The organism is Serratia sp. CY44782, from assembly GCF_052168715.1.
In the GTDB taxonomy this organism is placed as follows: domain Bacteria; phylum Pseudomonadota; class Gammaproteobacteria; order Enterobacterales; family Enterobacteriaceae; genus Serratia; species Serratia nevei.
Window position 1 is genome coordinate 9757 of the sequence record NZ_JBJNME010000018.1, and the last position, 16161, is coordinate 25917.

32 protein-coding genes and 1 pseudogene are annotated in these 16161 nt (G+C 51.2%); all 33 read right to left on the minus strand.

The annotated features are described in order from the left end of the window. Nucleotides 1-69: 69 nt before the first annotated feature. Nucleotides 70-501 carry a Zn(2+)-responsive transcriptional regulator gene (zntR, locus tag ACJ8HT_RS23685; RefSeq protein WP_033636251.1) on the minus strand — a complete coding sequence of 144 codons (432 nt, stop codon included), beginning with the start codon at nt 499-501 and terminating at the stop codon, nt 70-72. Further along, entirely contained in the window at nt 489-875 is a 387-nt protein-coding gene (locus tag ACJ8HT_RS23690; protein ID WP_038871751.1) for a DUF1992 domain-containing protein, read from the minus strand. The genes zntR and ACJ8HT_RS23690 overlap by 13 nt, the downstream gene beginning before the upstream one ends. Nucleotides 876-1023: 148 nt before the next feature. Then, nucleotides 1024-1413 carry a 50S ribosomal protein L17 gene (gene rplQ, locus ACJ8HT_RS23695; RefSeq protein ID WP_004929726.1) on the minus strand — a complete coding sequence of 130 codons (390 nt, stop codon included), beginning with the start codon at nt 1411-1413 and terminating at the stop codon, nt 1024-1026. 40 nt (nt 1414-1453) lie between these two features. After that, a complete protein-coding gene (locus ACJ8HT_RS23700) occupies nt 1454-2443 on the minus strand; it encodes a DNA-directed RNA polymerase subunit alpha (protein WP_002919219.1) in 990 nt (329 codons plus the stop codon). 25 nt (nt 2444-2468) lie between these two features. Further along, nucleotides 2469-3089 carry a 30S ribosomal protein S4 gene (gene rpsD / locus ACJ8HT_RS23705; protein WP_025304496.1) on the minus strand — a complete coding sequence of 207 codons (621 nt, stop codon included), beginning with the start codon at nt 3087-3089 and terminating at the stop codon, nt 2469-2471. A 30-nt stretch (nt 3090-3119) separates the two neighbouring features. Next, nucleotides 3120-3509: a 30S ribosomal protein S11 gene (gene rpsK, locus ACJ8HT_RS23710; protein WP_004929731.1), complete on the minus strand. Its 390-nt coding sequence runs from the start codon at nt 3507-3509 to the stop codon at nt 3120-3122. 16 nt (nt 3510-3525) lie between these two features. Next, the gene (rpsM, locus tag ACJ8HT_RS23715) at nt 3526-3882 is read right to left on the minus strand and encodes a 30S ribosomal protein S13 (RefSeq protein WP_004929734.1); all 357 of its coding nucleotides are present in this window, start codon (nt 3880-3882) and stop codon (nt 3526-3528) included. A gap of 148 nt (nt 3883-4030) precedes the next feature. Beyond that, nucleotides 4031-4147, minus strand: coding sequence for a 50S ribosomal protein L36 (gene rpmJ / locus ACJ8HT_RS23720; protein ID WP_002227352.1), 117 nt, complete (start codon nt 4145-4147; stop codon nt 4031-4033). Between the two features lie 33 nt (nt 4148-4180). Continuing rightward, nucleotides 4181-5512 carry a preprotein translocase subunit SecY gene (gene secY / locus ACJ8HT_RS23725; RefSeq protein ID WP_004929740.1) on the minus strand — a complete coding sequence of 444 codons (1332 nt, stop codon included), beginning with the start codon at nt 5510-5512 and terminating at the stop codon, nt 4181-4183. A 7-nt stretch (nt 5513-5519) separates the two neighbouring features. Continuing rightward, nucleotides 5520-5954: a 50S ribosomal protein L15 gene (gene rplO / locus ACJ8HT_RS23730; protein ID WP_004929742.1), complete on the minus strand. Its 435-nt coding sequence runs from the start codon at nt 5952-5954 to the stop codon at nt 5520-5522. 3 nt (nt 5955-5957) lie between these two features. Beyond that, a complete protein-coding gene (gene rpmD / locus ACJ8HT_RS23735) occupies nt 5958-6137 on the minus strand; it encodes a 50S ribosomal protein L30 (RefSeq protein WP_048232028.1) in 180 nt (59 codons plus the stop codon). A gap of 6 nt (nt 6138-6143) precedes the next feature. Continuing rightward, on the minus strand, nt 6144-6644 hold the full coding sequence (rpsE, locus tag ACJ8HT_RS23740; RefSeq protein WP_004929747.1) for a 30S ribosomal protein S5: 501 nt from the start codon (nt 6642-6644) through the stop codon (nt 6144-6146). A 14-nt stretch (nt 6645-6658) separates the two neighbouring features. After that, nucleotides 6659-7012 (minus strand): 50S ribosomal protein L18, encoded by a 354-nt coding sequence (gene rplR / locus ACJ8HT_RS23745; protein ID WP_004929748.1) that lies wholly within the window; start codon nt 7010-7012, stop codon nt 6659-6661. 9 nt (nt 7013-7021) lie between these two features. After that, nucleotides 7022-7555, minus strand: a complete 534-nt coding sequence (rplF, locus tag ACJ8HT_RS23750) for a 50S ribosomal protein L6 (RefSeq protein WP_004929751.1) — start codon at nt 7553-7555, stop codon at nt 7022-7024. 14 nt (nt 7556-7569) lie between these two features. After that, nucleotides 7570-7962 (minus strand): 30S ribosomal protein S8, encoded by a 393-nt coding sequence (rpsH, locus tag ACJ8HT_RS23755; RefSeq protein WP_004929753.1) that lies wholly within the window; start codon nt 7960-7962, stop codon nt 7570-7572. Nucleotides 7963-7992: 30 nt separating this feature from the next. Beyond that, a complete protein-coding gene (gene rpsN, locus ACJ8HT_RS23760) occupies nt 7993-8298 on the minus strand; it encodes a 30S ribosomal protein S14 (protein WP_048232029.1) in 306 nt (101 codons plus the stop codon). 13 nt (nt 8299-8311) lie between these two features. Continuing rightward, nucleotides 8312-8851, minus strand: a complete 540-nt coding sequence (rplE, locus tag ACJ8HT_RS23765) for a 50S ribosomal protein L5 (protein ID WP_004929756.1) — start codon at nt 8849-8851, stop codon at nt 8312-8314. 14 nt (nt 8852-8865) lie between these two features. Continuing rightward, the gene (gene rplX, locus ACJ8HT_RS23770) at nt 8866-9180 is read right to left on the minus strand and encodes a 50S ribosomal protein L24 (protein ID WP_004929758.1); all 315 of its coding nucleotides are present in this window, start codon (nt 9178-9180) and stop codon (nt 8866-8868) included. Nucleotides 9181-9189: 9 nt separating this feature from the next. Further along, the gene (rplN, locus tag ACJ8HT_RS23775; protein WP_000613954.1) at nt 9190-9561 is read right to left on the minus strand and encodes a 50S ribosomal protein L14; all 372 of its coding nucleotides are present in this window, start codon (nt 9559-9561) and stop codon (nt 9190-9192) included. A gap of 172 nt (nt 9562-9733) precedes the next feature. Further along, a complete protein-coding gene (gene rpsQ, locus ACJ8HT_RS23780) occupies nt 9734-9988 on the minus strand; it encodes a 30S ribosomal protein S17 (RefSeq protein WP_004929760.1) in 255 nt (84 codons plus the stop codon). Next, the gene (rpmC, locus tag ACJ8HT_RS23785; protein WP_004929762.1) at nt 9989-10180 is read right to left on the minus strand and encodes a 50S ribosomal protein L29; all 192 of its coding nucleotides are present in this window, start codon (nt 10178-10180) and stop codon (nt 9989-9991) included. Next, nucleotides 10180-10590 carry a 50S ribosomal protein L16 gene (rplP, locus tag ACJ8HT_RS23790; RefSeq protein WP_004929764.1) on the minus strand — a complete coding sequence of 137 codons (411 nt, stop codon included), beginning with the start codon at nt 10588-10590 and terminating at the stop codon, nt 10180-10182. Before rplP ends, rpmC begins: the two co-directional genes overlap by 1 nt. A 12-nt stretch (nt 10591-10602) precedes the next feature. Continuing rightward, nucleotides 10603-11301, minus strand: coding sequence for a 30S ribosomal protein S3 (gene rpsC, locus ACJ8HT_RS23795; protein ID WP_004929766.1), 699 nt, complete (start codon nt 11299-11301; stop codon nt 10603-10605). A gap of 17 nt (nt 11302-11318) precedes the next feature. Continuing rightward, entirely contained in the window at nt 11319-11651 is a 333-nt protein-coding gene (gene rplV, locus ACJ8HT_RS23800) for a 50S ribosomal protein L22 (protein ID WP_002223844.1), read from the minus strand. Between the two features lie 14 nt (nt 11652-11665). After that, nucleotides 11666-11944, minus strand: coding sequence for a 30S ribosomal protein S19 (gene rpsS, locus ACJ8HT_RS23805; protein ID WP_004929772.1), 279 nt, complete (start codon nt 11942-11944; stop codon nt 11666-11668). 14 nt (nt 11945-11958) lie between these two features. After that, nucleotides 11959-12783 (minus strand): 50S ribosomal protein L2, encoded by an 825-nt coding sequence (gene rplB, locus ACJ8HT_RS23810; protein WP_004929775.1) that lies wholly within the window; start codon nt 12781-12783, stop codon nt 11959-11961. Between the two features lie 18 nt (nt 12784-12801). Continuing rightward, nucleotides 12802-13104 (minus strand): 50S ribosomal protein L23, encoded by a 303-nt coding sequence (rplW, locus tag ACJ8HT_RS23815; RefSeq protein ID WP_004951179.1) that lies wholly within the window; start codon nt 13102-13104, stop codon nt 12802-12804. After that, the gene (rplD, locus tag ACJ8HT_RS23820; protein ID WP_004929779.1) at nt 13101-13706 is read right to left on the minus strand and encodes a 50S ribosomal protein L4; all 606 of its coding nucleotides are present in this window, start codon (nt 13704-13706) and stop codon (nt 13101-13103) included. The genes rplW and rplD overlap by 4 nt, the downstream gene beginning before the upstream one ends. A gap of 10 nt (nt 13707-13716) precedes the next feature. Next, nucleotides 13717-14346 carry a 50S ribosomal protein L3 gene (gene rplC / locus ACJ8HT_RS23825; protein ID WP_015379265.1) on the minus strand — a complete coding sequence of 210 codons (630 nt, stop codon included), beginning with the start codon at nt 14344-14346 and terminating at the stop codon, nt 13717-13719. Between the two features lie 32 nt (nt 14347-14378). Beyond that, the gene (gene rpsJ, locus ACJ8HT_RS23830) at nt 14379-14690 is read right to left on the minus strand and encodes a 30S ribosomal protein S10 (protein WP_001181005.1); all 312 of its coding nucleotides are present in this window, start codon (nt 14688-14690) and stop codon (nt 14379-14381) included. A gap of 379 nt (nt 14691-15069) precedes the next feature. Then, nucleotides 15070-15549: a bacterioferritin gene (bfr, locus tag ACJ8HT_RS23835; protein WP_033636255.1), complete on the minus strand. Its 480-nt coding sequence runs from the start codon at nt 15547-15549 to the stop codon at nt 15070-15072. 73 nt (nt 15550-15622) lie between these two features. Continuing rightward, entirely contained in the window at nt 15623-15817 is a 195-nt protein-coding gene (bfd, locus tag ACJ8HT_RS23840) for a bacterioferritin-associated ferredoxin (RefSeq protein WP_015379266.1), read from the minus strand. A gap of 131 nt (nt 15818-15948) precedes the next feature. Beyond that, nucleotides 15949-16161: pseudogene (gene tuf / locus ACJ8HT_RS23845) on the minus strand (elongation factor Tu); the annotation flags it as partial.

Here is a 16161-nt window from a genome sequence, read left to right on the forward strand (position 1 = left end):
GCTCCTGTAAAAGGTGGGGTAATAAAACGAGGCGATAATACTGCCGGCGGTATAAAAATTAAAGTGCCGTCAGCAACCTTTTTTGCCTTTTTCATCGCTGGCGCCCTGTTCCAAGGCTTCCAGAATAGAGCAATAATTGCTGGTATGGGCTGTACCGCAGCAGGCATCACTCAGCCGCTTCAGCGATTCGCGCATACGAGTCAGCTCCGCCAACTTGCTTTCCACTTCGCTCAGGCGCGCATCGACGATCGACTTCGACTCTTGGCAGGTATGATGCTCAGGATCGACGCGGATCGACAGCAGCTCGGCGATCGTTTCCAGAGTAAACCCCAGCTGCTTGGCATAGCGAATGAAACGCAGCCGCTGCAGGTCCTGTTCGGTATACAACCGATAGCCGCCTTCGGTGCGGACATTGTGATCCATCATGCCCTGCTTTTCATAGTAACGCACGGTATCCGGCGTCACTTCGGCAAGCTTGGCCAACTGACCTATCTTGAACATGACTTCTCCTCCCGGGTGAATTTGCCGTCCAATGCACGCTGATATTCGCCATGCAAGAAATCCGTACTCATCCCTGCCTGGCGCAATCGATGCTCCAGCAGCGCCATGCGTTTGCTGAGTTCGACATAGTCCGGATGCTCACTGCTAATCCCTTGCAGCAAGCGAGCAACGGTCAACGCCTCTTTGCGATCTTCCAGCTCCGGTGGCAGGTAACCGGCATTTTTCAGCAGACGGTAACCGGCGCGTAGCTCAGCCGGCACCGCGCTGTCATCTTCCAGCGCCAACGGTTGGCCCTGGCCGGGCAGATTGTCGAACTCGCCTTTATCCTGGGCATCAAGGATATGACGTTCCGCCCATTGATCGAGCAACCCCATGACAGACAGCCTCGGTAAGCCTAATGATGAAGCCTTAGCATAGCGGATAGGGGCGGGGATCTTAAGCGCAGCGGGAGAATTACGCACATTTGGCTGGGTTTGGACGTAAAAAAACCGGGCAAGCCCGGTTTTTTTACGCGTCTACAGATTACTCTGCAGTTGCTACTTCTGCTTGAGACTCAGCACGATCAACCAGCTCGATGTATGCCATCGGCGCGTTGTCGCCTGCGCGGAAGCCACACTTCAGAATGCGAGTGTAACCACCGGCACGGCTCGCGAAACGCGGGCCCAGCTCGTTAAACAGTTTTGCCACGATCTCGTTATCACGAGTACGGGCGAATGCCAGACGACGATTAGCTACGCTGTCGGTCTTGGCAAGAGTAATCAGCGGCTCAACAACGCGACGCAGCTCTTTTGCTTTTGGCAGGGTCGTCTTGATGATCTCATGACGAACCAAAGAGCCGGCCATGTTACGGAACATAGCCTGGCGATGGCTGCTGTTACGGTTCAGTTGACGACCACTCTTACGATGGCGCATGACCTTATCCTTCTCAGTAAAACCTTAACCTGTGATCCGGTTACTCGTCAGCAATGCTTGCCGGCGGCCAGTTTTCCAGGCGCATGCCCAGAGACAGACCACGTGAGGCCAGCACGTCTTTAATCTCGGTAAGAGATTTTTTACCCAGGTTTGGCGTTTTCAGCAACTCAACCTCGGTACGCTGTACCAGATCACCGATGTAGTGGATAGCTTCTGCCTTGAGGCAGTTAGCAGAGCGGACAGTCAATTCCAGATCGTCAACAGGGCGCAGCAAGATCGGATCGAACTCTGGCTTCTCTTCTTTAACTTCCGGCTGACGTACATCACGCAGGTCAACGAAAGCTTCAAGTTGTTCAGCCAGAATGGTGGCCGCACGGCGGATCGCCTCTTCAGGATCGATCGTGCCATTGGTCTCCATCTCGATGACCAGCTTATCCAAGTCAGTACGCTGTTCTACACGCGCAGCTTCAACATTGTAGGCGATACGCTCTACAGGGCTGTAGCAGGCGTCAACCAACAGACGACCGATTGGGCGCTCATCTTCTTCCGAATGAATTCGGGCAGAAGCCGGCACATAACCGCGACCGCGCTGAACTTTGATACGCATGCTGATAGCCGCGTTCTCATCAGTCAGGTGGCAAATCACGTGCTGAGGCTTGACGATTTCGACATCACCATCATGGGTGATGTCGGCAGCGGTCACAGGGCCAATGCCAGATTTATTCAGGGTAAGAATAACTTCGTCTTTGCCTTGAACTCTCACCGCCAGCCCTTTCAGGTTGAGCAGGATCTCCAGGATATCTTCCTGTACGCCTTCTTTGGTGCTGTACTCATGCAGTACACCATCAATCTCAACCTCGGTCACCGCGCAACCCGGCATAGATGAAAGCAGAATACGGCGCAGTGCGTTGCCAAGAGTATGGCCAAAGCCACGCTCTAAAGGCTCAAGGGTCACCTTGGCGTGCGTCGAACTGACTTGCTCGATATCTACCAGGCGCGGTTTTAGAAACTCTGTCACAGAACCCTGCATTGTGTCCTCTCTTTGGTACTAAGCTTTACTTGGAGTAAAGCTCGACGATCAGGTGTTCGTTAATGTCCGCAGACAGATCGGTACGTTCAGGCATACGCTTGAACACGCCTTCCATCTTAGCAGCATCAACTTCCAGCCAAGTCGGCTTTTCACGCTGCTCAGCCAGCTCCAGAGAAGCTTTAACACGAGACTGCTTTTTAGCTTTCTCGCGGATGCTGACTACGTCATTCGGAGATACCTGATAAGAAGCGATGTTAACAACGTGACCGTTTACCATAACTGCTTTGTGGCTAACCAGCTGACGTGACTCTGCACGAGTAGCGCCGAAGCCCATACGGTAAACAACGTTGTCCAGACGACCTTCCAGCAGCTGCAACAGGTTTTCACCGGTGTTGCCCTTCAGGCGGGTTGCTTCTTTGTAATAGTTACGGAATTGACGCTCCAGAATGCCGTACATACGGCGAACTTTCTGCTTCTCACGCAACTGAACACCGTAATCAGACAGACGCGGTTTACGCGCACCGTGCTGACCAGGTGCTTGTTCAATTTTACACTTGGAATCGATCGCGCGAACGCCAGACTTAAGGAACAGGTCTGTGCCCTCACGACGGCTCAGCTTGAGCTTAGGACCCAAATATCTTGCCATTTTCTTTCTCCAACAATCCTAAAAGCTGCGTTACACGCGGCGCTTTTTCGGCGGACGACAACCGTTATGAGGGATCGGAGTCACATCAGTAATATTAGTGATGCGGAAACCAGCCGCGTTCAGAGCGCGGATAGTAGACTCACGACCAGGACCAGGTCCTTTAACCATAACTTCCAGGTTCTTGATACCGTATTCTTTTACTGCGTCAGCACAACGTTCTGCTGCAACCTGTGCTGCGAACGGAGTGGACTTACGAGAACCACGGAAACCGGAACCACCGGCTGTTGCCCAACCCAAAGCATTACCCTGACGATCAGTGATGGTAACGATGGTGTTGTTGAAAGAAGCATGGATATGAGCCACGCCGTCAGAGACTTGCTTTCTTACACGCTTACGTGTACGAACAGGTGCCTTTGCCATTATTCAATAACCCCGATTATTTCTTGATCGGCTTGCGCGGACCCTTACGGGTACGAGCGTTGGTCTTGGTGCGCTGACCGCGTACCGGCAGACCACGACGATGACGCAAACCACGATAGCAACCAAGGTCCATAAGACGCTTGATGCTCAGGGTAATTTCACGACGCAAATCACCCTCAACGGTGTATTTGGCAACTGCATCACGAAGCTTTTCGATTTGCTCTTCAGACAGCTCACTGATCTTAACATTTTCAGCAATACCCGTGGATGCACAGATAGCCTGTGAACGGGTTTTACCGATACCGAAGATCGACGTTAAGGCGATAACGGTATGTTTATGATCAGGAATGTTAATGCCTGCTATACGGGCCACTATGCACTCCTACTATTTTATACAGCAACACCATTCTGAAAAGCCCGTTTTCAGGATACTCAAATAATGTTGCAGTGCGACATACAAAAGATTGGCTGGCTAATCTAGCCAGCTCAACCCAACTTTGCAAGAAAAATATGCGAGATAATCAGCCTTGACGCTGTTTATGCTTCGGCTCGGCGCTGCAAATCACACGAACGACACCGTTACGCTTAACGATTTTGCAGTTACGACATAATTTCTTGACGGAAGCACGAACTTTCATTTTTACTCTCCGTAACTTCTCAAACGAATCTGACTAGCGGTTATAGCCTTTCAGATTTGCTTTCTTCAATGCAGACTCGTACTGACTTGACATCATCAGAGTTTGCACTTGAGCCATAAAGTCCATGATGACGACAACCACGATCAGTAGCGAGGTACCACCAAAGTAGAATGGTACTTTCATTGCATCACGCATGAACTCCGGGATCAGGCAGATGAAAGTAATGTACATCGCGCCCACCAGGGTTAAACGCGTCATTACTTTATCGATATACTTCGCCGTTTGCTCTCCCGGACGAATTCCTGGTACGAAGGCACCGGACTTCTTCAGGTTATCTGCTGTCTCACGCGGGTTGAAGACCAACGCCGTGTAGAAGAAACAGAAGAAGATGATTGCAGACGCATAGAGTAACACATAAAGCGGTTGCCCTGGCTGCAAATACAGCGAAATCGTAGTCAGCCAGTTCCAACCGGTACCGCCCCCAAACCATGATGCAATCGTGGCCGGGAACAGAATAATGCTGGAAGCGAAAATCGCCGGGATAACACCCGCCATGTTCACTTTCAACGGTAAGTGTGTACTCTGTGCTGCATAAACACGACGACCTTGTTGACGCTTCGCATAGTTAACGACGATACGACGTTGACCACGCTCGATGAAAACAACGAAGAAGGTTACTGCAAACACCAATACTGCAACCAACAGCAGCAGGAGGAAGTGCAGGTCGCCTTGCCGCGCTTGCTCGATAGTATGGGCCACTGCCGGCGGGAGCCCCGCTACAATACCCGCGAAGATAATGATCGAGATACCGTTGCCGATACCGCGCTCAGTAATCTGCTCACCCAGCCACATCAGGAACATTGTCCCGGTCACCAGGCTCACAACCGCAGTAAAGTAGAATGCAAAGCCTGGGTTTAACACCAGGCCCTGCATACCAGGCATATTCGGCAGACCGGTAGCAATACCGATCGACTGGAATATGGCCAATACCAGCGTACCGTAACGGGTGTACTGGCTAATCTTGCGACGGCCAGCCTCCCCTTCTTTCTTGATTTCCGCCAACGCTGGATGAACCACCGTCAGCAGCTGGATAATGATCGACGCCGAGATATACGGCATGATCCCCAGAGCAAAGATAGAAGCACGGCTGAGGGCACCACCAGAGAACATGTTAAACATTTCAATGATAGTGCCTCTCTGCTGCTCAAGCAATTTGGCAAGCACAGTGGCATCGATACCAGGAATCGGAATGAAAGAGCCGATACGGAAGACAATCAGCGCGCCGATTACAAACAAAAGTCTGCGCTTCAGCTCGCCGAGCCCGCCTTTAGCACTTTGAAAATCTAATCCTGGTTGCTTAGCCATCTGCTACTTATTCCTCAATTTTACCGCCAGCAGCCTCGATAGCAGCACGAGCGCCTTTGGTGACACGCAGACCACGCAGGGTTACCGGACGAGCGACTTCGCCAGAAAGTACAACTTTCGCGAATTCGATCTGGACACCAACTACGTTAGCGGCTTTCAGCGCGTTCAGGTCGATAACATCGCCTTCAACCAGAGCCAGTTCAGACAGACGAACTTCTGCCGTGATCATCGCTTTGCGTGAAGTGAAGCCGAATTTCGGCAGACGACGGTACAGAGGCATCTGACCACCTTCGAAACCACGACGTACGCCACCGCCAGAACGAGACTTCTGACCTTTGTGACCACGGCCGCCGGTTTTACCCAGGCCAGAACCAATACCACGACCTACACGCTTAGGCGCATGCTTGGCACCTTCAGCCGGAGACAGAGTATTTAAACGCATCTGTTACTCCTCAACTTTAACCATGTAGGAAACCAGGTTGACCATACCGCGAACAGCAGGAGTATCCTCGCGCTCTACGGTGTGACCAATACGACGCAGACCCAGACCGAGCAGAGTAGCTTTATGCTTCGGCAGACGGCCAATTGAGCTGCGAGTTTGTGTAACTTTAATAGTCTTAGCCATGGTCAATTACCCCAGAATGTCGGCAACGGATTTACCACGCTTAGCAGCGACCATTTCAGGAGACTTCATATTCGCCAGAGCGTCGATAGTTGCACGAACCACGTTGATCGGGTTAGTGGAACCATAAGCTTTAGCCAATACGTTGTGCACCCCAGCAACTTCGAGAACGGCGCGCATTGCACCACCCGCGATGATACCGGTACCTTCATGAGCAGGCTGCATGAACACGCGAGAACCCGTGTGAGCGCCCTTAACAGGGTGCTGCAGGGTGCCGCTGTTCAGCGCGACGTTCATCATGTTGCGACGGGCTTTTTCCATCGCTTTCTGGATCGCTGCTGGAACTTCGCGTGCTTTGCCGTAGCCAAAACCAACGCGACCGTTACCATCACCAACTACAGTCAGTGCGGTAAAGCTGAAAATACGGCCACCTTTTACGGTTTTAGATACGCGGTTTACCGCGATCAGCTTTTCCTGCAGTTCGCCAGCTTGTTTTTCGATGTGAGCCATCTTAAACCTCTTCCTTAGAACTGAAGGCCAGCTTCACGGGCAGCATCTGCCAGTGCCTGGACTCGACCATGATATTGGAAACCGGAACGGTCAAAGGATACTTTCGCAATCCCTTTTTCCAACGCGCGCTCAGCCAGAGCTTTACCTACGGCTGCTGCTGCGTCTTTGTTACCGGAATACTTCAGTTGCTCCGCGATAGCTTTTTCTAAAGTAGAAGCGGCTACCAGTACTTCAGAACCGTTTGGAGCAATCACCTGTGCGTAAATGTGACGCGGGGTACGATGTACCACCAGGCGGGTTGCACCCAGCTCTTGGAGCTTGCGGCGTGCGCGGGTCGCACGACGGATACGAGCAGATTTCTTATCCATAGTGTTACCTTACTTCTTCTTAGCCTCTTTGGTACGCACGACTTCGTCGGCGTAACGAACACCTTTGCCTTTGTAAGGCTCAGGACGACGGTAAGCGCGCAGATCTGCTGCTACCTGGCCAATAACCTGCTTATCAGCGCCTTTCAGCACGATTTCAGTTTGGCTTGGGCATTCAGCAGTGATACCTGCTGGCAGCTGGTGATCGATAGGGTGAGAGAAGCCCAGGGCCAAATTCACCACGTTGCCTTTAACGGCAGCACGATAACCAACACCTACCAGTTGAAGCTTTTTGGTGAAGCCTTCGGTAACACCAACAACCATTGCGTTCAGCAGAGCGCGCGTGGTACCCGCTTGAGCCCATGCGTTAGCAAAACCTTCGCGCGGAGCGAAAGTCAGTGCGTTAGCTTCTTGCTTCACTTCAACGGCGTCGTGGATAGTACGAGTCAACTCGCCGTTTTTACCCTTAATCGAAATAACCTGACCGTTGAGTTTTACCTCTACGCCGGCAGGAATGACGACGGGTGCTTTTGCAACACGAGACATTCTTTCCTCCCGAATTAAGCTACGTAGCAGATAATCTCGCCACCAAGACCAGCCTGGCGAGCTGCACGATCGGTCATAACACCTTTAGAGGTAGAAACAACAGCGATACCCAAACCGGCCATAACTTTTGGCAGCTCATCTTTTTTCTTGTAGATGCGCAGACCTGGACGGCTGATACGTTGAATGCTTTCTACCACAGCTTTGCCCTGGAAGTACTTCAGTACCAGTTCCAGAACAGGCTTGGCGTCGCCTTCGATTTTGAAATCTTCAATAAAACCTTCTTCCTTCAGCACGTTGGCAATTGCCACTTTCAGCTTGGAGGAAGGCATGGTGACCGCAACTTTGTTCGCGGCTTGACCGTTACGGATACGGGTCAGCATATCCGCGATCGGATCTTGCATGCTCATCTGTCTTTACTCCCGTGATTCAATTGGTAATTACCAGCTAGCCTTTTTCAAGCCTGGTACTTCACCGCGCATAGCGGCTTCACGAAGCTTAATACGGCTCAACCCGAATTTGCCCACATAACCATGTGGACGGCCAGTTTGGCGGCAGCGTTTACGCTGACGAGACGGGCTGGAATCACGCGGCAGAGTTTGCAGCTTGAGAACGGCATTCCAACGATCTTCATCGGATGCGTTCACATCAGAGATAATAGCTTTCAGTTCAACGCGTTTTGCAAAGAACTTGTCAGCTAATTTCACGCGCTTGACTTCGCGTGCTTTCATTGATTGCTTAGCCATCAGTAACCCTGCCTTACTTGCGGAACGGGAAGTTAAAAGCAGCCAGCAGCGCGCGGCCTTCATCATCAGATTTCGCAGTAGTGGTAATGGTAATATCCAAACCACGAACGCGATCGACTTTGTCGTAGTCGATTTCTGGGAAGATGATTTGCTCACGCACGCCCATGCTGTAGTTGCCACGGCCATCGAATGACTTGGCGGACAGGCCACGGAAGTCACGGATACGTGGAACAGCAATGGAGATCAGACGCTCAAAGAACTCCCACATGCGTTCGCCACGCAGAGTTACTTTACAGCCGATCGGATAGCCCTGACGGATTTTGAAGCCTGCAACAGATTTGCGGGCTTTGGTGATCAACGGTTTTTGACCGGAGATGGCTGCCAGGTCCGCTGCGGCGTTATCCAGCAGTTTCTTGTCAGCAATCGCTTCACCAACACCCATGTTCAGGGTGATCTTCTCGACCCGAGGGACTTGCATGACAGAGTTGTAATCAAACTGAGACATCAGTTGTTTGACTACCTCGTCTTTGTAGTAATCATGCAGTTTCGCCATCGTATTACTCCAAATTACTTGATAGTTTCGCTGTTAGACTTGAAGAAACGGACTTTTTTGCCGTCTTCGAATCTAAAGCCTACACGGTCAGCCTTGCCGGTAGCCGCGTTGAAGATAGCAATGTTAGAAACCTGAATTGCAGCTTCTTTTTCAACAATGCCGCCTGGTTGGTTCAGAGCCGGAACCGGCTTCTGGTGTTTCTTAACCAGGTTGATGCCTTCAACAATGACCTTGCCAGCAGACAGGACATTTTTTACTTTACCGCGCTTACCTTTGTCTTTCCCGGTAATCACGATAACTTCGTCATCACGACGGATCTTCGCTGCCATGTTCGCTCCTTAGAGTACTTCTGGTGCCAGAGAGATAATTTTCATGAACTTCTCATTACGCAGTTCACGAGTTACCGGCCCAAAAATACGCGTACCGATTGGCTGCTCGCTGTTATTGTTCAAAATAACGCATGCATTGCCATCGAAGCGAATGACAGAACCGTCCGGGCGACGTACACCCTTCTTGGTGCGCACCACTACCGCCTTCAGAACATCGCCTTTCTTCACCTTACCGCGAGGAATTGCTTCCTTGATGGTAATTTTGATGATGTCGCCGACGCCTGCGTAGCGACGGTGCGAGCCACCTAGAACCTTGATACACATTACGCGACGTGCACCGGAGTTGTCGGCGACGTTCAGCATAGTCTGTTCTTGGATCATTTTAGTGCTCCGCTAATGTCAACTACTACTTTAAAGACCCAAGTAAAAATTAGGCCGTTGAAAAGCCCCATAACCGAGGGCGCAGCATTATAACACCGCTTACTTGGTATGGGTAGAAAAAATAAACGGCTCATTTTCTGAGCCGTTTATTAAGTGAGAGCCAGCTACTCTATTACAGAATCGCTTTCTCTACAACGCGAACCAACGTCCAGGACTTAGTCTTGGACAGTGGGCGGCATTCGCGGATTTCCACCACGTCGCCGGTACCACATTCGTTGTTCTCGTCATGTACGTGCAGCTTGGTCGTACGTTTGATGAATTTCCCGTAGATCGGGTGCTTCACAGTACGCTCGATAGCAACAACGATGGATTTCTCCATTTTATCGCTAACAACACGACCCTGCAGGGTACGGATAACTTCAGTCATTTACACACCCGCCTTTTGAGTCAGTAAAGTCTTAACGCGTGCGACGTCACGACGCACTTGTTTCAACAGGTGAGTTTGTTGCAGCTGGCCACTGGCCGCCTGCATGCGCAAGTTGAATTGCTCACGCAGCAGGTTGAGCAGCTCGGCATTCAGCTCTTCAACGCTTTTTTCACGCAGCTCTTGTGCTTTCATTACATCACCGTCTTAGTTACAAAGGTGGTTTTGATCGGCAGTTTCGCTGCTGCCAGTTTGAATGCCTCGCGGGCAACCTCTTCTGGCACGCCGTCCATTTCGTACAGGACCTTACCAGGCTGGATCAGGGCAACCCAATACTCCACGTTACCCTTACCTTTACCCATACGCACTTCCAGCGGCTTCTCGGTGATCGGTTTGTCCGGGAATACACGGATCCAGATCTTGCCTTGACGCTTAACTGCACGAGTCATTGCACGACGAGCTGCTTCGATTTGACGAGCAGTCAGACGGCCACGGCCAACAGCTTTCAGACCGAAAGTGCCGAAGCTAACATCCGTACCTTGCGCCAGACCACGGTTGCGGCCCTTGTGCACCTTACGGAATTTTGTACGCTTTGGTTGTAACATCAGCGACTCTCCTTACTTGCGGCCTTTACGCTGCTGCTTTTTAGGTTGAGCAGCCGGTTCCGGTTGTTCAACTGCAGCCATACCACCCAGGATCTCACCTTTGAAGATCCATACCTTAACGCCGATTACACCATAAGTGGTGTGCGCTTCAGATGTGTTGTAGTCGATGTCCGCACGCAGAGTGTGCAATGGAACACGACCTTCGCGGTACCATTCGGTACGTGCGATTTCAGCGCCGCCAAGACGGCCGCTTACTTCAACTTTGATACCTTTAGCGCCAAGACGCATTGCGTTCTGTACTGCACGCTTCATAGCACGACGGAACATAACGCGACGTTCCAGCTGAGAAGTGATGCTGTCAGCAACCAATTTAGCGTCGAGTTCCGGTTTACGGACTTCGGCGATGTTGATCTGTGCAGGAACGCCAGCGATGTCCGCTACGACCTTGCGCAGTTTTTCGACGTCTTCACCTTTCTTGCCGATAACGATGCCTGGGCGAGCAGTGTGAATGGTCACACGGATGCTCTTCGCAGGACGCTCGATAACGATGCGAGAAACGGAAGCTTTCGACAGTTCCTTAGTCAGGAATTGACGAACTTTAAAGTCGCTGTCCAGGTTGTCAGCGAATTCTTTGGTATTCGCATACCAAGTAGAGTTCCAAGGTTTGACAATACCCAGGCGAATACCATTAGGATGTACTTTCTGACCCATTGCTAGTCTCCAGAGTCTCAGCGATCGGACACAACCACAGTAATGTGGCTGGTGCGCTTCAGGATGCGATCTGCACGACCTTTTGCACGCGGCATAATGCGCTTCATGCTTGGGCCTTCGTCTACGAAGATTTTCGTAACTTTCAGATCATCGATGTCAGCGCCATCGTTGTGTTCTGCGTTAGCAATGGCAGACTCCAGCACTTTCTTAACCAGACCAGCAGCTTTCTTGTTGGTGTAGGTCAGAGTTTCCAGAGCTTGCGACACTTTCTTACCGCGAATCAGGTCAGCAACAAGGCGAACCTTCTGAGCAGAAGAACGAGCGTGGCGATGTTTAGCGATAGTTTCCATCTCTTCCTCCTACCTTAGCGCTTTTTAGCTTTTTTATCAGCCGCATGGCCGCGATAAGTACGAGTCGGCGCGAATTCACCCAGTTTGTGACCGACCATTTCATCGGAAACGAACACTGGTACGTGCTGACGACCATTATGGACAGCGATGGTCAAACCGATCATGTTAGGAAAGATCGTTGAACGACGGGACCAAGTGCGCAAAGGCTTCTTGTCACCGCTTTCCACCGCTTTCTCTACCTTCTTCAGCAAGTGCAGGTCAATAAAAGGACCTTTCTTGAGAGAACGTGGCATGGCTTATCCTCTAATTATTTTTTGCTACGGCGACGTACGATGAACTTATCAGTACGCTTGTTGCTACGGGTCTTCTTACCTTTGGTCTGAACGCCCCACGGAGTTACCGGGTGCTTACCAAAGTTACGACCTTCACCACCACCGTGCGGGTGATCTACCGGGTTCATCGCCGTACCGCGAACGGTAGGACGAACACCACGCCAACGTGCAGCACCTGCTTTACCCAGAACGCGAAGCATGTGTTCAGCGTTACCGACTTCACCCAGGGTGGCGCGGCAATCAGCTGGAACTTTACGCATTTCGCCGGAGCGCAGACGCAGAGTTACGTAGGAACCATCACGAGCAACGATCTGAACGTAGGCGCCAGCGGAGCGAGCCATCTGGCCGCCTTTACCTGGTTTCATTTCTACGTTGTGAACCGTTGAACCAACTGGAATGTTGCGCATCGGCAGGGTGTTACCCGCTTTGATTGCAGCATCAACGCCAGATTGAATCTGGTCACCAGCTTTCAGGCCTTTCGGCGCCAGGATGTAACGGCGTTCGCCGTCTTTGTACAGAACCAGCGCGATGTTCGCGGAACGGTTCGGATCGTACTCCAGACGCTCAACCACAGCAGGGATACCGTCTTTGTTGCGCTTGAAGTCAACCAGACGATAATGTTGCTTGTGGCCACCACCGATATGACGGGTGGTGATACGGCCATTGTTGTTACGACCACCGCTTTTGCTCAGTTTTTCCAGCAGCGGGGCATAAGGTTTACCCTTGTGCAGCTCAGGGTTAACCACTTTAACAACGTGGCGACGACCCGGAGATGTAGGTTTACATTTAACAATTGCCATTGTTCTTACTCCTCCGACTTACTCTGCGCCGCCGATGAAGTCCAGATTCTGGCCTTCTTTCAGGGTGACGTAAGCTTTTTTCCAGTCGCTACGACGACCAACACGCTGACCGTGACGCTTCACTTTCCCTTTAACTACCAGGGTGTTCACGTCTTCGACTTCGACTTCAAACAGTTTCTGCACTGCAGCTTTAATTTCTGCTTTGGTCGCGTCTTTGGCAACTTTGAGAACGATGGTGTTGCTTTTTTCCATCGCAGCGGATGCTTTTTCAGATACGTGCGGTGCACGCAGCACTTTCAGCAAACGTTCTTCACGGATCATGCCAGCATCTCCTCAACTTGCTTCACAGCATCAGCAGTCATAACCACTTTGTCGAAGGCGATCAGGCTAACCGGATCGATACCTGCTACATCGCGCACGTCAACCTTGTACAGATTGCGAGCTGCCAGGAACAGATTCTCATCCAGTTCACCGGTCACGATCAGCACGTCTTCCAGAGCCATATCTTTCAGTTTCTGTGCCAGCAGCTTAGTTTTAGGCGCTTCTACAGAGAACTTCTCGACAACGATCAGACGATCTTGACGTACCAGCTCGGACAGGATGCTTTTCAGCGCGCCGCGGTACATCTTTTTGTTTACTTTCTGACTGTGGTCCTGTGGCTTAGCAGCAAAGGTCACGCCGCCTGAACGCCAGATCGGGCTCTTTACAGAACCTGAACGCGCACGGCCGGTGCCTTTCTGACGCCATGGCTTTTTGCCGGAACCAGTTACTTCAGCACGGGTCTTCTGAGCACGGGTACCTTGACGGGCACCTGCTGCATAAGCAACAACAACCTGGTGTACCAGCGCTTCGTTGAAATCACGACCGAAGGTAGTTTCGGAAACAGTCAGCGCGCTTTGCGCGTCTTTCAATACTAATTCCATTGCTATCCCCTTACGCCTTCACAGCTGGTTTAACGATCAGGTTGCCACCGGTTGCGCCCGGTACAGCACCCTTAACCAGCAGCAGGTTGCGCTCAGCGTCAACACGTACTACGTCCAGGCTCTGAACGGTTACGCGCTCATCACCCAGGTGGCCAGCCATTTTCTTGCCTTTGAACACTTTGCCCGGAGTCTGGTTCTGACCGATAGAACCCGGAACGCGGTGAGACAAGGAGTTACCGTGGGTAGCGTCTTGGGTACGGAAGTTCCAGCGCTTAACAGTGCCAGCAAAACCTTTACCTTTAGAAGTACCGGTAACATCGACTTTTTTAACGTCAGCGAAGATTTCTACGCTAATTTCCTGACCTGCAGCGAACTCTTGACCTTCTTCAAGGCGGAATTCCCACAGACCACGGCCAGCTTCAACGCCAGCTTTAGCGAAATGGCCCGCTTCCGGCTTGGTTACACGGTTAGCTTTTTTGCTACCAGTGGTAACCTGAACGGCACGGTAACCGTCGGTGTCCAGGCTTTTAACCTGAGTCACGCGGTTCGCTTCAATTTCAATTACGGTTACTGGGATAGAAACGCCATCTTCAGTGAAGATACGGGTCATACCCACTTTTTTACCGACTAAACCAATCATTGTTTCAACCTCTCAATCGCTCAATGACCTGATTAACCCAGGCTGATCTGCACGTCTACACCGGCAGCCAGATCCAGACGCATCAGAGCATCAACGGTTTTCTCGGTTGGCTCAACGATGTCAACCAGACGCTTGTGAGTGCGAATCTCGTACTGATCGCGCGCGTCTTTGTTGACGTGCGGAGAGATCAGAACGGTAAAGCGCTCTTTGCGAGTTGGCAGCGGGATCGGACCACGGACTTGCGCACCAGTGCGCTTTGCAGTCTCGACGATTTCCGCGGTTGATTGATCGATCAGACGATGATCAAACGCTTTCAGGCGGATACGGATTCTTTGGTTCTGCATGAGACCAGAGCTCCAATTATTTATAAACGTAAATAATTACTCCTCACACCCATTTCGATTGATGGGGGAGTGTAATCGTCAACATATAACCCCCATATCGGGAGTATTGTTCGAAGGGCAAAAAAGGCCTGCCAATCGACTGATTCGCTAAAATCAGGCTTACCAAGATTAGGTAAGCCCGCGCATTATACGCAAAATGGCCGAGGAAGCAAGCCGCAGTTGGAAATATGCTCAGGAAATCGTCATTTTTGAGCGTTCAGCGACAGTCGCGAGATGAGGACGGCTAACAGGGTATGAATTATGCTTGGCGGGGAAGCTCCCCTGCCCCACCGTAAAAACGGTCGCCGGCAGGAGAGACGATGACGAACGGAAGACAGGCTTACTCTTTGCGCTCTAGAACCTGGGCCTGGGCATAGTTTTGAATACCGAGGCGAGCGATCAGATCCAGCTCGGTTTCCAGCCAGTCGATATGCTCTTCTTCATCAGCCAGGATATCGATCATCAAATCGCGGCTGACGTAATCATGAATCGAGTCGGCATAGGCGATACCTTCGCGCAGGTTTTTGGCGCCCGCTAGCTCCAGCGCCAGGTCGGAACGCAGCATCTCTTCAATGTCTTCGCCGATATTCAGCTTGCCGAGGTCTTGCAGGTTCGGGATCCCTTCCAGGAACAGGATACGCTCGATGTAGCGATCGGCATGCTTCATTTCATCGATCGACTCGTGGTATTCCTTGTCGTTGAGGCGCATTAAGCCCCAATTCTTGAACATGCGGGCGTGCAGGAAATATTGATTGATGGCAACCAGCTCGTTGCCGAGCAGCTTGTTGAGGTGAGCAATGATCTTTTTATCGCCTTTCATAGGTAACTCCTCCTGGCCAGTTCTAAAAGTGTAGAACCTGTAAGCCAAGAGTCAAAAATAACCTTACCCTTTGTTAGGCAACTTCATGCATTGGGATGATAGTTCCGCGTTCCTCCACCATAATCTGTCTTGCCTGACGAATGCACTTTCCACAATCGGTACCAATCGGCACAAGTTCACGCAGCTGCTTCATGGTATGGGGATTGTGCTGACGCACCGCATTACGGATCGCTTTGTCAGTCACCGCATTACACAGACATACATACATAGAAAGACTCACTTCTTAACCAATGCATTGAGTCTAAATAGGAATGGTTTTTATTTCAATTAAGATTTGAACAAACTGCATAAAAAAAGGGCACCGAAGTGCCCTTTTTTGTGTCGAAAAATTATTCGCGATTAAGCGATAACTTTAGCAACAACACCAGCGCCTACAGTACGGCCGCCTTCACGGATTGCGAAACGCAGACCGTCATCCATCGCGATTGGGTGAATCAGGGTTACAACCATGTTCACGTTGTCGCCTGGCATTACCATCTCTACGCCTTCTGGCAGTTCGATGGTACCGGTCACGTCAGTGGTACGGAAGTAGAACTGTGGACGGTAGCCTTT